This is a genomic window from Bacteroidota bacterium (assembly GCA_025059945.1).
Classification (GTDB): Bacteria; Bacteroidota; Rhodothermia; order JANXDC01; family JANXDC01; genus JANXDC01.
This window is the reverse complement of the sequence record JANXDC010000003.1, coordinates 106170-118238: the sequence shown is the minus strand read 5'-3', so window position 1 is coordinate 118238 and position 12069 is coordinate 106170. Positions and strand designations below refer to the sequence as shown.

Below are 12069 nucleotides of genomic sequence, written 5' to 3'. Positions count from 1 at the left end.
AAGCTCGGCTCATAGGTCCCACCAGCCTCGACGGAGACGCGGACCGCCCTCCCGCAAGGGGCCAGGTCGAAAACGGAAGCGGAGCGCTGGCCAGCGCTCCCACGCGCGTCTTCCCAGGGCCTGGCGCAGCCGCTGGTATTGCTCCGGTCCCACAATCTGGCGCAGTTCCTGCCCGAAGCGGATGCGTGCCATGCGCAGACGGGTTTCGGCTTCGGATATCCGGCGAAGCTGCGCCTCCACGCGTGCCATGTCGGGGTTTTCGGCCCGCAGCAGGCGCTCTAATTCGAGTCGTTCTCGCTGGAGTGCGGCGTGCAGGTCTATGGCCTCGCGCCGGAATCGATCGCGCGCCTCCTGTACCCGCTGCCGCTGTTCGGCTGTGAGCAGGGGCGGGGTTTGGCCTGTGCCCTGCGCCCAGGTCGGCTCGTGCATGGCCAGCACCAGCGCGCTCGCCACAATCAGGACTATGCTCATTGCTTCGTCCTCCTCGGAGTTGGTCCCATTTTCGCCGGATTAGACGGACTCATACGGGGAGCCGTTTAACGCGTCTTCTTCGGATTGATTTTCGTTGCTCGAGGGTCCTATCTTCGACTCAAAGACGTTAGGAGAAACGGAGCTCACCGATGGTGGCCTACTACATCGTTATCGGCCTGATCACGCTCATCGCGGTGCTTCTCATCCCCGTTGTGCTGCTGCAAAGCAGCAAAGGCGAGGGTCTAGCCGGTATAGCGGGGGGTTTTAGCGGAGCGCAGATCCTGGGCGTGCGCCGCACGGCGGATATCCTAAGCAAGACCACCACGGTGCTGGCGACGATCTTTCTGCTGTTGTGTCTACTGGCCAACTTCCTCATCGATCGCAGGTATACGCAGAGCATCATCCAGCAGCGCGCCACGGAGCAGGCTCCCGCCTCAGCCCCCCTTGTGCCTCCGGGTGGGACGCCCGCCAATAGGCCCGCCCCAACCCGGTAAGCTCCCGCTGCTCAGGTGGGCACCCAAAGATGCCGATCTAAGTCGACGCGGCCGTCCTCCAAAAACCGCACCCCCTCGGCGCGCAGCAGGTCCTCCATGACGTGGTAGCCGCCGAAATGCAGCCGGCCCGTGAGCTCTCCGCGGCGGTTGACCACTCGGTGTGCGGGGACATCGAGCCAGTTCCCCTCGCTTTTAAGCGCGCACAGGGCCCATCCCACCATGCGAGCTCCGCTGCGCAGGCCTAGATAAGCGGCGATGTGTCCATAGGTAGTAACCCGACCTGCCGGGATGCGGCGCACCACGGCGTAGACGCGTTCAAAATAATTTTGCTCCGTCCTCATCGGCCCTGCACAAGCAGCTCCAGCAGTCGGTCTTGGGCTTCGTTTACCGCGGCGGTGGGCACCGTGTAGTGGTTGGCCATGAGGCTGAAGACCAGCCATTCGCCTCGTTGGGTCTGGAGGTAACCCGAAAGCGTGCGCACATGCCCCACGAAGCCCGTCTTGGCGCGCACGCGCCCCCGCGCCGGACCGCGGCGCATGCGGTTAGCAAGCGTGCCGTCTACACCGGCAATGGGCAGGGATTCGAAGAAGGCGTCCCCATGAGGATGGCCGCGCATGAAGAGGAGCACCTTGACGAGGTCCTGAGGGGTGATGAGATTCAGGCGCGAAAGCCCGCTTCCGTCGACCATGACCACGCGGCTGGTGTCCAAGCCGGCTCGGACGAGGCTTTCGCGTGCGGCCCGTATGCCGGCCTCCGCGCTGCCCACCCCAAAGCGCGCGCGGCCCAGGGCGCGGAGCAGCAGCTCCGCGTACAGGTTTTGGCTGATCTTGTTGATCACGCGCACGATCTCTCGAAGGGGCGGCGAACGATGCGTCCAAAGAAGCCGCATGCGGCCGTAATCGGGCTTAATCGAGAGCTCGTCGACGTCTCGGGGCCGGCCGAGCACTTGGATCCCCCGACGCTGCAAGGTTTCGTATAGCACGGTGGTGAAGTACAGCGTGGGGTTGTCCACGGATAGCCGCGCGCGCACCTCTTGTCCTACGGGCAGGCGGGTGCGCACGTAAAAGGTGTTGCCCGCCCGTTCCCGATCGTAGCGTTCCCGCAGAGCCGAGTCAGCCGGAAGCGTGAGGGTCTGATTGTAAAGCCGCACATAGTCCGTCTCGGGTCGCACGACCAGGCGAGCCGGAGATCCGGGCTCCGCCCCGGCCAGCAGCCGCACCTCGATGACGTTCTCGTTGAAGGACAGGGCCGAAATCTGTGCGCTGTAGCCGTAGACTTCATCATCCCATGACCAACCATAGCCCAAGGGCAGGTCGTCGAAGGCGTCGTCGTCGCCAATGATGTCCCCGGTGATGACCCGTACGCCGCCTCTAAGCAGGGAGTCAGCCCAGGCTTCGAAGACCGCCAAGGGGTTGTCACCGAAGAACCGGGCCCCGATCGTGGGGTCTCCGCCTCCGCGCACAACCAGGTCGCCCCGAAGCAGCCCGTCTGCGATGGGCCCATCGGCGTAGAGGGACGTCTCAAAGCGCCACTCCGCTCCGAGCTGATCCAGCGCTGCGGCGGTGGTGAGGAGCTTCAGGTTGGAGGCGGGCACAAAGCTCTTCCGGGCATTGCGCGCATACCAGATCCGTCCGCTCTGAAGGGAGCGGATCTCCACGCCCCAGAAGGCGTTAGCGAAAGCCGGCTGATCCAGCAGGCGCTCGATGCGCGCGCGCAAGGACTGAGCCTGGGCACCGAGGCCGACCAGAAGCAGCCCCAGCAGCGCCGTATAGATCCGCGCGAGCATACTCGGTAGACGCGGCAAAAATAACCGCCCTCTAGAGGGGATCCAAACGGAGGCGACGCCTTGCGGGCCAAAGCCAGGCCGTAAGCCCCATGGGCCCGCTCAGAGCGTAGCGGGTGCGGGTCGGTCTCTAGAGGGCCGCAGATGCGTGATCGTTTGCACCGCGGGAGAAAAACGGCGTATCATCGCGCGCAGCGGAAGGAGGCGTTTATGGCCGAGCCTCTGGTTTGGGTCGAGCAGGCTGGTCCGGTATGCGGGATCCTGCTGAACAGGCCCGAAAAGCGCAACGCGCTCAACGGCGCTCTGATAGCGGCGCTACAGGAGGCCTTTGAGCGCGCGATCGACGAGCCGCAGGTGCGCGTGATCGTGCTCGGGGCCCGAGGGCCGGCTTTCTCAGCCGGCGCGGACTTGGAGCATCTGCAGCGGCTGCGGGGGGCCTCAAATATGGAGAACTGGGCTGACTCGCGGGCCCTTATGCGGTTGCTTAAGACGATCTATGGCTCTCCCAAACCCGTGATCGCGCGCGTGCACGGTCCGGCCGTGGCCGGCGGCTGCGGGCTGGTTTCCGTTTGCGACTTCGTGCTCGCCTCCCCTGAGGCGCGCTTCGGCTATACTGAGGTGCGCATCGGCTTTGTGCCCGCCCTGGTGGCCGTTTTCCTTCTGCGCCGCATCGGCGAGGCGCAGGCCCGGCGCTTGCTTCTGCATGGCGGGCTTATTTCGGCCGAGGAGGCTTATCGAATCGGACTGGTCACGGAGGTGGCCCCCTCGGAGCGGCTCGATGAGCGCGTGCGGGAGCTAGCCGATGAGTTGGCCTACCGCAACAGCGCTTCGGCCATGGCCCTTACGAAGCGGCTTCTGGCCGATTTGCCTGGACAGGGGCTGGAGGCTGCGCTCGAATACGCCGCCCTGGTCAACGCTTTCGCTCGCGGTACCCCGGACTGTCAGGCGGGGGTCGATGCCTTCTTGCGCGGCCAAGCCCCGCCCTGGAGCGCGGAAAAGCAGGCTAGCGGCCCTCAAGGGTCCTAGGGGGGTCTGCTTTTCAGCCTACGTGTTCGCGCTCCCAGCGCTCTAGGCGCTCCTGAAGGTAATCGGTGAGCCGATGCTCGCAGACGCGCTCCTGGCGCATCGTATCCCGATCGCGAACCGTGACCGTGCCATCTTCCAGGGTTTGGGAGTCGATCGTTACGGCGAAGGGCGTGCCTATTTCGTCCATGCGTCGGTAGCGGCGTCCGATGGCGCCCTTGTCGTCGTAAAAGGTCCGAAAGCGCCGTCTGAGGGCTCGGTAGATGGCTTCGGCCCGTTCGGGCATCCCATCCCGGTTGACCAGCGGCAGTACCGCCACCTTGATGGGGGCGAGCTTGGGATGTAGGCGCAGCACGACGCGCGTTTCGCCTTCCACCGGTTCCTCATCATAGGCGTCGGCGAGCACCATAAGGAGCGTCCGATCCAGGCCGGCTGAGGTTTCCACTACGTAGGGAATATAAGAGGTCTGCGTCTCCGGGTCGAAGTATTTGAGGTTCTTGCCCGAGTACTGCTGGTGGCGGGACAGATCGAAGTCCGTGCGGTTGTGAATACCCTCTACCTCTTGCCAGCCGATCGGGAATCGGTACTGAATGTCCACGGCTGCCTTGGCGTAGTGGGCCAGCTCATCGGGGCCGTGTTCGTGTAGGCGCAGCCGTTCGGATCGGATGCCCAGGCTGAGGTGCCATCGGTAGCGCTCTTCGATCCAGTAGCGGAACCAGGCCTCATCGGTACCCGGCCGCACGAAGAACTGCATCTCCATCTGTTCGAATTCCCGCATGCGAAAGATGAACTGCCGGGCCACGATCTCGTTGCGGAAGGCCTTTCCGATCTGCGCGATGCCGAAGGGGATCTTTTGGCGGGTCGTATCCTTGACGTTGTGGAAGTTCACGTAGATCCCTTGGGCCGTTTCGGGGCGCAGGTAGAGCAGGCTGGCCGAATCCTCCACGGGGCCCAAGAAGGTCTTGAACATGAGGTTGAACTGCCGCACATCGGTCCAATCGCGCGCCCCGCAGGTGGGGCAGGGCACGGCGTACCGGGCGATAAGCGCGCCCAACGGGGCGTCTTTCTGGTGCAGCTCATGTAGCAGGGCCTCGGCCTCCCGGCGTTTGTGTTTGCGCTCCAAGCGCTCGGCGAACTCCTCCAGAAGCTTATCGGCCCGAAAGCGGCCCTTGCACTGTCGGCAGTCCACAAGGGGGTCGTGAAAGCCCTCTACGTGCCCGGAGGCTTCCCAGACGCGCGGGTGCATGAGAATGGCCGCATCCAGGCCCTCGATATCGTCCCGCAGCTGGGTCATGGCCGTCCACCAAGCATCGCGGATGTGACGCTTAAGCTCCACGCCCAGGGGGCCGTAATCGTAGACCCCGCCTACGCCACCGTAGATCTCGCTGGATTGGAACACGAAGCCCCGGCGCTTACAGAGGGAGACGAGCTTTTCGAACAGGTCGGTTGCCATAGGCCGTTTACGTGCGTTTTGAGACGGGCAAAGCTACGGAGTGAGTTTGCACAATCGCCATGGCTATCTTCGCAACCGAAACGCCGTGCAGAACGTAAAAGCGCCCAGTGCGCACAGGAGGCCTTCTGCGGATGCCTGTTTTGGAGCTCGTCGAGGTCTGCAAAAGCTTTGGCCGCACGCGGGCTGTGGATCGGGTGACGTTCGCTGTTGAACCCGGCCGCGTCTTCGGCCTCTTGGGCCCCAACGGGGCGGGCAAGACGACCACAATTCGCATGATCACCTACATCCTGATTCCTGATTCGGGTCGGATCAGCCTGCTGGGCCAACCCGTGGGCCCCGAACAGCAGCGGCGCATCGGATATATGCCCGAAGAGCGCGGACTATACAAAAAGATGCGCGTACTGGAGCAGCTCATTTACTTCGGCCGCCTCAAGGGGCTCAGCCGACAAGAGGCCGAGGGCGCCGCACGCCGCTGGCTGGAGCGGTTACAAGCGCGGGGCTGGGAGCAGAAGCGCATCGAGGAGCTCTCCAAAGGCATGCAGCAAAAGGTGCAGTTTATCGCGAGCGTGCTCCATGAGCCGGAGCTGTTGATTCTGGATGAGCCCTACACGGGACTAGATCCCGTCAACACGGAGCTGCTGACCCAGGTTATTCTGGAACTTAAAAGCCAGGGACGCACGATTCTGTTCTCCACGCACCGCATGGAGCAGGTCGAGGCCCTTTGCGACGACATCGTGTTGATCCATCAGGGACGGGTTGTGCTTCAGGGATCGATGCGGGCGATAAAAGCACGCTATCGCAAGGATACTATCCGTGTGGCCTTCTCCGGTCCGGATGGAATTTTGGATCGCCTGCCCGGGGTGCAGATCCTCAGCCGCAGCCAGCATGCGGCGCAGCTGCGCCTGCTTGACGGGCGTCTGCGCCCCCAGGATGTGCTCATGGCCATAGCCGCGGAGGCGGAAATCGAGCGTTTCGAGGTGTTCGAGCCCAGCCTGCAGCAGATCTTTATCGAGGTCGTAACGGGCTCTATGCCGGAGGCTGCCTCATGAACTGGAATAAAGTCGGCATCATCCTGCTGCGCGAGTATACCGTGCGGGTGCGCTCTCGTGGCTTTCTGGTGGGCACCTTGCTGGGGCCGCTGGGGCTGCTGCTTATCCTCGTGGTGCCCGTGCTCGTGACCCTATGGACGCAGGATACCAGCCGACGTCGGCTCGCCGTCCTGGACGCTACAGGTAGACTGGGCCCGGAGCTTGTATCACGAGATACGGCCCGTTACTATGTGAGCCACGAGCCCGAATCCGCTCTGCGCGAAGCGGTCCGATCGGGGCGCGTGGACGGATATCTGCTTTTGCCCCCCGATGTACTGCAAGGCGGACGAGCGCACCTCTACACCCGCGGCGGTGGGGGGCTAGCGTTTCGGGAGAGGCTAGAGGCGGACGTAAGCGAGGTCGTGCGCTTGGAGCGGTTGCGCCAGGCGGGGCTGGATACGAGCGTGATCCGGCTGGCGCGTGAGCGCGTACCGCTGGAAACACACCGCATTACCGAAACGGGCGTGGAACGCGACCAAGGCCTCATCCTGGCGGGCCTCGGCTACGTGCTCGGATTTCTTATCTACGTGATGATGCTTATTTACGGGGCGCTCGTCATGCGTGGGGTGATCGAGGAGAAGACGAATCGCATTATCGAAGTCTTGGCCTCCTCGGCTCGGCCTTTCGAGATCATGATGGGCAAGGTGCTGGGGATCGGGGCGGTGGGGCTAACGCAGATCCTGATTTGGATCCTACTGGGGATGGGCATTCTCGTCGGGCTGGGCCCCTTTTGGGCCGCCCTAATGTCCGTGTTTGGCGCCAATACTGGTCAGGAGGCTACCGCCCTGCCCGTCGGTCTTGCTCCCTCCGGCATCCCCGCCAGCCTGCTGATGGCGTTTGTGTTCTACTTTCTAGCCGGGTATTTTCTGTACGCCACCCTCTTTGCCGCTATCGGCTCGGCCGTTGATCAGGAATCCGACGCCCAAAATCTGCAATGGCCCATCACGCTGCCCATTATCGTCCCGATTTTTTTCATCACCAATGTCATAGCCGATCCGGATGGCGTATTGGCCGTGGTGCTGTCTTTGGTGCCCTTCTTTGCTCCTATCCTGATGGTCGTGCGTCTGGCCGCTACGACCGTGCCCCTCTGGCAAGTGGGGCTTTCGGTCTTGCTGCTTGCGCTTGCTTTCTGGGCCGGGGTTTGGATATCCGCTCGAATCTACCGGGTCGGCATCCTGATTTATGGAAAGAAGCCTACCTTAAGGGAAATCTTACGCTGGGCCCGGCAAGGCTAGCCATGCGACCGGAGGCGTTTAGTCGGCCCATCGTGCTGGTAGGCGACGAATGGATTGCGGGGCTAGATGTGGTGCGCTATCTGCCCGCATGGCCCGTGCTGAATAAAGGTCTGCCCGGGGCGGATCTGGGCGCGCTTTCGGCCCGCTTGTTTCAAGACGCGCTGCGGCTTTTTCCGGATTTGGTCGTGCTTTGCGCCGGCGCCCACGATTTGCGCAAGGGCAGAACCGAAGAGGCCATCACGGGGGATCTGGAGGCGATCATAGGGCGCCTCTTAGGCGCGAGCCGGCCGATTCGAACCTGGCTTTGCGCGGTGCCCCCGCTTCCGGCCTCTTGGAGTCCTCCGGAACGCGTAAGGGCGCTCAACCGCCGCCTGCAAGGGCTTGCGGAGGCCTACGGGCTCGTTTTCTTGGATCTCCACAAGCTTTGGGCCGATCCGAAGGGCGCCCTCCGGGAGGCTTACAGGGGAGATCCCATAAGCCCGGCCGCCTACCGGGTGTGGGGCGAGCTATTGGAGGCCCATCTGCGCGCCCTGTAAAGCTTGTCTTGCGCCCTCGGCCGCCCCTATCTTGACCCGCAAGGATCGACCGCGCCTATGTGGGAGCGACTACAGGCGATTCGCGAACGCTTCGAGACCCTAACCCAACAGCTCTACGATCCGGCCACGGCGGCCAATCCGGCCGCGCTAGCTCGGATCGCGCGCGAGCACCGCGAGCTAGAACCCATCGTGCGCGCTCTGACCGAGTATGAGCGCATCAGAGGCGATCTAGAGGAATACCGTAAGCTACTTCGAGAAGGCGGCGACGCCGAGCTCGTCGAATGGGCCAAAAGCGAGATCCGAGTCCTCGAGCCCGAGCTTGAGGCGCACGAGGAGCGCCTTAGGCAGCTGCTTATCCCTAAAGACCCCGCAGACCGACGAAACGCCATCGTGGAGATCCGGGCCGGGACCGGGGGCGAGGAGGCGGCCCTGTTCGCTCGAGATCTGTTCCGCATGTACACCCGGTATGCGGAGCGCAAGGGCTGGACCTGGGAGCTCCTGGATGCCCATCCCTCGGATCTGGGGGGGTTTAAAGAGGTCGTCCTCCTGGTTAACGGCCCAGACGCCTATGGGCATCTGAAGTATGAGTCCGGCGTACATCGGGTGCAGCGCGTGCCCGAGACGGAATCCAGCGGCCGCATTCATACCTCGGCTGCCACGGTGGCGGTCTTGCCGGAGGCCGAAGAGGTGGATGTCGAGATCCGGCCCGAAGAGCTGCGTATCGACGTCTTTCGCGCGGGAGGTCCGGGCGGACAAAACGTAAACAAGGTCGAAACGGCCGTGCGCATCACGCATCTGCCGACGGGCCTTGTGGTGAGCTGCCAAGATGAGCGCTCTCAGCACCAGAATCGAGAGAAGGCCATGCGCCTGCTGCGCGCTAAGCTCTATGAAATAGAGCGCCAGCGCCAAGAACAGGAGCGGGCGCAGATGCGGCGTTCAATGGTCTCAACAGGTGATCGGAGCGCAAAGGTCCGCACCTACAACTTTCCCCAAAGCCGGGTTACGGATCACCGGGTGGGTCTTACGCTTTACCAACTGTCCGAGGTGCTCGACGGAGCGCTGGATCCCCTGATCGAAGCTCTGCGCATCGCAGACGTGGCCGAAAAAATCAAAACTGGCTCCTTATGAGGCGCCCCTGGGTGCTGCTGTTGGGCCCGCATCAGGCCGGGGATCGGATCTTCATAAGCACGCTGGCCCGGAGCCTACGGGCGTTCTCCGGGCCCCTGGTGTTCGTGCACGGGCCAAGCGAGCAGGCCGATGTGCTTTTTGCGCAAACGCAGATCGCGGCGCAGCGCACAGGAAGCCTGTACCAAACCGCGACCAGGGAGGCCGAAGAGGCCGTCCTGCGCAGCGTGCGGGAATGGAATCGGCGCCTGGTGGCCCTGATGACGGAAAGCGGGCTTCCGGCCGTGGGTATTCAGGGAACCGACCGGCGCTTGCTTGTGCGCGAGCGCGAGCTACAGGTCCGCGACGCGAGCTGGTTTTGGCAAATCGCCGCTTCGGGGGCCAGGCCGGTCCTCTCCTCGCTGGCCTGGCAAGGGGAGGCGGTCTACCTGGAGCACCCCCTTGAGGCCGCGCTGGCTATAGCGGAGGCGCATCCGGAGGCCGAGGTTGTGCTCTGCGATCAGGTGCTTGCCCACAAGCTGGAACAGGAGCCCGATTGGGCCCACTTGCGGGAGCTCGCATACCTGCGCGACTGGCGGCCTGTGCGCTTCCGAGCCCCGTTGCGCGTCGTGGCCAATTGGCAAAGCGGAATCGACGCCAGCGGGGTCGTGCTCCGATGGTGAGCGTGGCGGCCTTGTGGGGGGATCGGGCCCGACGCATTGCAGGGCTCATGAGCGGCACCTCCTTAGACGGCGTGGACGTGGCCATAGCCGATTTCTCGGGATCCGGATCCAACCTGCGCATGCGGCTTTTGGCTTTTCACAGCGAGCCGTATCCGGAGTCCCTGCGCAGGGCCCTGTTTGTCGTACAAGATCCTAGACGCGGCCGCCTGCGCGAACTGGCGCAGCTGCACATGGAGTTGGCCGTTTTCTACGCCGAGGCCGTGCGCCGAGGCGCCGAGCGGGCCGCCATCCCGGTCGAATCGCTAGACGCCGTCGGCTGTCACGGCCAGACGGTCTACCACATCGGCTTTCCAGACCCGGCCCTAAAGCACCGAGTTCCGGCCACCTGCCAGATCGGTTCCGGTCCCGTGCTGGCGCAGCTATTAGGCCGGCCGGTTGTTTACGACTTCCGCTCAGCCGACATCGCCGCAGGCGGGCAGGGAGCCCCGCTTGTGCCGTATTTCGACTGGGTGATGTTTCGCCATGAGCGCGAAAACCGCCTGTTGCTCAATATCGGCGGGATCGCCAACGTGACCGTCTTGCCCGCCGGTGGGGCGCTTGAGGAGGTCTGGGGCTTTGACACGGGCCCGGGCAACATGCTCATCGATGCGCTCGCCCGTCGGCTCTTCGGGCTCGACTACGATCCAGACGGAAGGGGGGCTTTGGCCGGTCGCGTCGATGAGGAGCTCCTAAAGCGCTGGCTAGGCCAGAGGAGGTTTCGCCGCCCCCCGCCGCGCTCTTTTGGGCGGGAGCAATTTGGGGCGCGTTACCTAGAGGGCCTGCTGCGGACGATGCGCCGCCGAGGCCTCAGCCCGGAGGATATGATGGCCACCGTATCAGCCCTCACGGTCGAGGCCATATGGCGCGCTTATGGCGATTTTGTCGCTTCCGAGTGCCCGGCGCATCGTGTGCTTGTGGGCGGCGGCGGGGCCCACAACCGTTTCCTGATGCAGCGGCTCAAGTGGCGTTTTGCGCCCGTTCCGGTGGAGACGACCTGGATCTGTGGCGTTGACCCCGATGCGCGCGAGGCCCTCTGCTTTGCCCTGCTGGCTCACGAGTTCTTCCAGCGCACCCCCACGAACCTGCCTCGCGTAACCGGCGCGCGCCGTCGAGTCGTGTTGGGAGCCTTGGCGCTGCCTTAGAGTGCGGAGGGGATATGATCGACCTGTCCGGCAAGGTTGTGCTGGTCACAGGGGCCTCCCGCGGCATAGGAGCGGGCATTGCGCGCGTGCTGGCGCGCGCCGGAGCCGAACTTGTGCTGCATTACGGACGGTCGCATGATCAGGCCCAAGCCCTGGCCCGCGAGATCGGCCCGGAGCGCGTCCGCCTGGTCTCGGCCGACCTGGCTCAGCCAAAGGCCGCGCTTCGGCTATGGCGGCGGGCCTTAAGCTGGCGCGGGCGCATAGACGTGCTCGTCAACAACGCCGGCGTGGCGCTGGCCGCCAGCCCGCAGGCGGACTGGGAGCGTTGGAGGCGCGTCTGGGAGGAGACGCTGCGCGTAAACCTGCTCGCCTCGGCCCATCTGTGCCGGGAAGCGATCGCACATTTTCGAACCCGCGGCGGGGGCGTGATCATCAACATCGCCAGCCGGGCCGCTTTCCGAGGAGACACCCCAGAGTATCTGGCCTACGCCGCCTCCAAGGCCGGCTTGGTCGCGCTTACGCGCTCGATCGCCCGAGGGTACGGCCGCGACAACATCACGGCCTTCGTCGTGGCCCCGGGCTTCGTACGCACGGACATGGCCGAGGCCTTCATCCAGCGCTACGGCATGGACTACGTCACCCACGACATCCCCCTGGGGCAGATGGCCGAACCCGAGGACATCGGCTACGTGGTGGCGTTTCTGGCCTCTGGGCTGGCCCGGCACGCCACCGGGGCCACGATCGACGTAAACGGCGCCTCCTACGTGCGCTGAGACCCCACCCGATCTGATCTTGACGGCACCGTTCAGGGCCGCGCACGCAAAGCCCCAAGGGCCTCCTCGGGAGCCTATTCCTATGGGAAAAGCGGCCCCTCTCTTTGCGGAGCCTGCCTGCGAAATAGCCAAAAAAGCCGGGGCACGGGGCCTGACCCCTGCGGCTGAACTCTGGGATGCGCCGCACCGCAGGCGCCCTCGCTCGAAAAGGGAGGGTACGTTTCTGGATCACGTAGAGGGCATTT

The 12069-nt window shown here is 64.1% G+C and carries 13 protein-coding genes; 9 read left to right on the top strand and 4 right to left on the bottom strand.

What is annotated here, in order from left to right:
• Positions 1-9: 9 nt before the first annotated feature.
• Positions 10-471 (bottom strand): periplasmic heavy metal sensor, encoded by a 462-nt coding sequence (locus tag NZ993_01720; protein MCS7154515.1) that lies wholly within the window; start codon positions 469-471, stop codon positions 10-12.
• Positions 472-620: 149 nt separating this feature from the next.
• Here NZ993_01720 and secG point away from each other — a divergent pair, with 149 nt between their 5' ends.
• Positions 621-965, top strand: a complete 345-nt coding sequence (gene secG / locus NZ993_01715; protein ID MCS7154514.1) for a preprotein translocase subunit SecG — start codon at positions 621-623, stop codon at positions 963-965.
• A gap of 11 nt (positions 966-976) precedes the next feature.
• On the opposite strand, the gene NZ993_01710 is transcribed toward secG, so the two are convergent.
• Positions 977-1306 carry an MGMT family protein gene (locus tag NZ993_01710; GenBank protein ID MCS7154513.1) on the bottom strand — a complete coding sequence of 110 codons (330 nt, stop codon included), beginning with the start codon at positions 1304-1306 and terminating at the stop codon, positions 977-979.
• Entirely contained in the window at positions 1303-2751 is a 1449-nt protein-coding gene (gene dacB, locus NZ993_01705; GenBank protein ID MCS7154512.1) for a D-alanyl-D-alanine carboxypeptidase/D-alanyl-D-alanine-endopeptidase, read from the bottom strand. The genes NZ993_01710 and dacB overlap by 4 nt, the downstream gene beginning before the upstream one ends.
• A 207-nt stretch (positions 2752-2958) precedes the next feature.
• On the opposite strand from dacB, the gene NZ993_01700 reads away from it, so the two are divergent.
• On the top strand, positions 2959-3774 hold the full coding sequence (locus tag NZ993_01700; protein ID MCS7154511.1) for an enoyl-CoA hydratase-related protein: 816 nt from the start codon (positions 2959-2961) through the stop codon (positions 3772-3774).
• Positions 3775-3787: 13 nt separating this feature from the next.
• Here NZ993_01700 and NZ993_01695 read toward each other — a convergent pair whose 3' ends face one another.
• Positions 3788-5224: a glycine--tRNA ligase gene (locus tag NZ993_01695; GenBank protein ID MCS7154510.1), complete on the bottom strand. Its 1437-nt coding sequence runs from the start codon at positions 5222-5224 to the stop codon at positions 3788-3790.
• A 131-nt stretch (positions 5225-5355) separates the two neighbouring features.
• Between NZ993_01695 and NZ993_01690 the strand changes: the two genes are divergently transcribed.
• The 7 genes from NZ993_01690 to NZ993_01660 are packed head-to-tail and all read left to right on the top strand — an operon-like array spanning position 5356 to position 11824.
• The gene (locus tag NZ993_01690; protein ID MCS7154509.1) at positions 5356-6273 is read left to right on the top strand and encodes an ATP-binding cassette domain-containing protein; all 918 of its coding nucleotides are present in this window, start codon (positions 5356-5358) and stop codon (positions 6271-6273) included.
• Complete coding sequence (locus tag NZ993_01685; GenBank protein MCS7154508.1) at positions 6270-7547, top strand: ABC transporter permease; 1278 nt, start codon at positions 6270-6272, stop codon at positions 7545-7547. The genes NZ993_01690 and NZ993_01685 overlap by 4 nt, the downstream gene beginning before the upstream one ends.
• 2 nt (positions 7548-7549) lie before the next feature.
• Positions 7550-8083 carry a GDSL-type esterase/lipase family protein gene (locus NZ993_01680; protein MCS7154507.1) on the top strand — a complete coding sequence of 178 codons (534 nt, stop codon included), beginning with the start codon at positions 7550-7552 and terminating at the stop codon, positions 8081-8083.
• A gap of 57 nt (positions 8084-8140) precedes the next feature.
• Positions 8141-9211, top strand: coding sequence for a peptide chain release factor 1 (gene prfA, locus NZ993_01675; protein ID MCS7154506.1), 1071 nt, complete (start codon positions 8141-8143; stop codon positions 9209-9211).
• Entirely contained in the window at positions 9208-9870 is a 663-nt protein-coding gene (locus NZ993_01670; protein MCS7154505.1) for a hypothetical protein, read from the top strand. Before prfA ends, NZ993_01670 begins: the two co-directional genes overlap by 4 nt.
• Positions 9864-11051 (top strand): anhydro-N-acetylmuramic acid kinase, encoded by a 1188-nt coding sequence (locus NZ993_01665; protein ID MCS7154504.1) that lies wholly within the window; start codon positions 9864-9866, stop codon positions 11049-11051. Before NZ993_01670 ends, NZ993_01665 begins: the two co-directional genes overlap by 7 nt.
• A gap of 14 nt (positions 11052-11065) precedes the next feature.
• Complete coding sequence (locus NZ993_01660; protein ID MCS7154503.1) at positions 11066-11824, top strand: SDR family oxidoreductase; 759 nt, start codon at positions 11066-11068, stop codon at positions 11822-11824.
• Positions 11825-12069 lie beyond the last annotated feature (245 nt).

Bases quoted from the DNA above. Each gene is read 5' to 3' on its own strand.
- NZ993_01720 (MCS7154515.1), bottom strand. From the start codon at position 471: ATGAGCATAGTCCTGATTGTGGCGAGCGCGCTGGTGCTGGCCATGCAC.
- secG (MCS7154514.1), top strand. From the start codon at position 621: ATGGTGGCCTACTACATCGTTATCGGCCTGATCACGCTCATCGCGGTG.
- NZ993_01710 (MCS7154513.1), bottom strand. From the start codon at position 1,306: ATGAGGACGGAGCAAAATTATTTTGAACGCGTCTACGCCGTGGTGCGC.
- dacB (MCS7154512.1), bottom strand. From the start codon at position 2,751: ATGCTCGCGCGGATCTATACGGCGCTGCTGGGGCTGCTTCTGGTCGGC.
- NZ993_01700 (MCS7154511.1), top strand. From the start codon at position 2,959: ATGGCCGAGCCTCTGGTTTGGGTCGAGCAGGCTGGTCCGGTATGCGGG.
- NZ993_01695 (MCS7154510.1), bottom strand. From the start codon at position 5,224: ATGGCAACCGACCTGTTCGAAAAGCTCGTCTCCCTCTGTAAGCGCCGG.
- NZ993_01690 (MCS7154509.1), top strand. From the start codon at position 5,356: ATGCCTGTTTTGGAGCTCGTCGAGGTCTGCAAAAGCTTTGGCCGCACG.
- NZ993_01685 (MCS7154508.1), top strand. From the start codon at position 6,270: ATGAACTGGAATAAAGTCGGCATCATCCTGCTGCGCGAGTATACCGTG.
- NZ993_01680 (MCS7154507.1), top strand. From the start codon at position 7,550: ATGCGACCGGAGGCGTTTAGTCGGCCCATCGTGCTGGTAGGCGACGAA.
- prfA (MCS7154506.1), top strand. From the start codon at position 8,141: ATGTGGGAGCGACTACAGGCGATTCGCGAACGCTTCGAGACCCTAACC.
- NZ993_01670 (MCS7154505.1), top strand. From the start codon at position 9,208: ATGAGGCGCCCCTGGGTGCTGCTGTTGGGCCCGCATCAGGCCGGGGAT.
- NZ993_01665 (MCS7154504.1), top strand. From the start codon at position 9,864: ATGGTGAGCGTGGCGGCCTTGTGGGGGGATCGGGCCCGACGCATTGCA.
- NZ993_01660 (MCS7154503.1), top strand. From the start codon at position 11,066: ATGATCGACCTGTCCGGCAAGGTTGTGCTGGTCACAGGGGCCTCCCGC.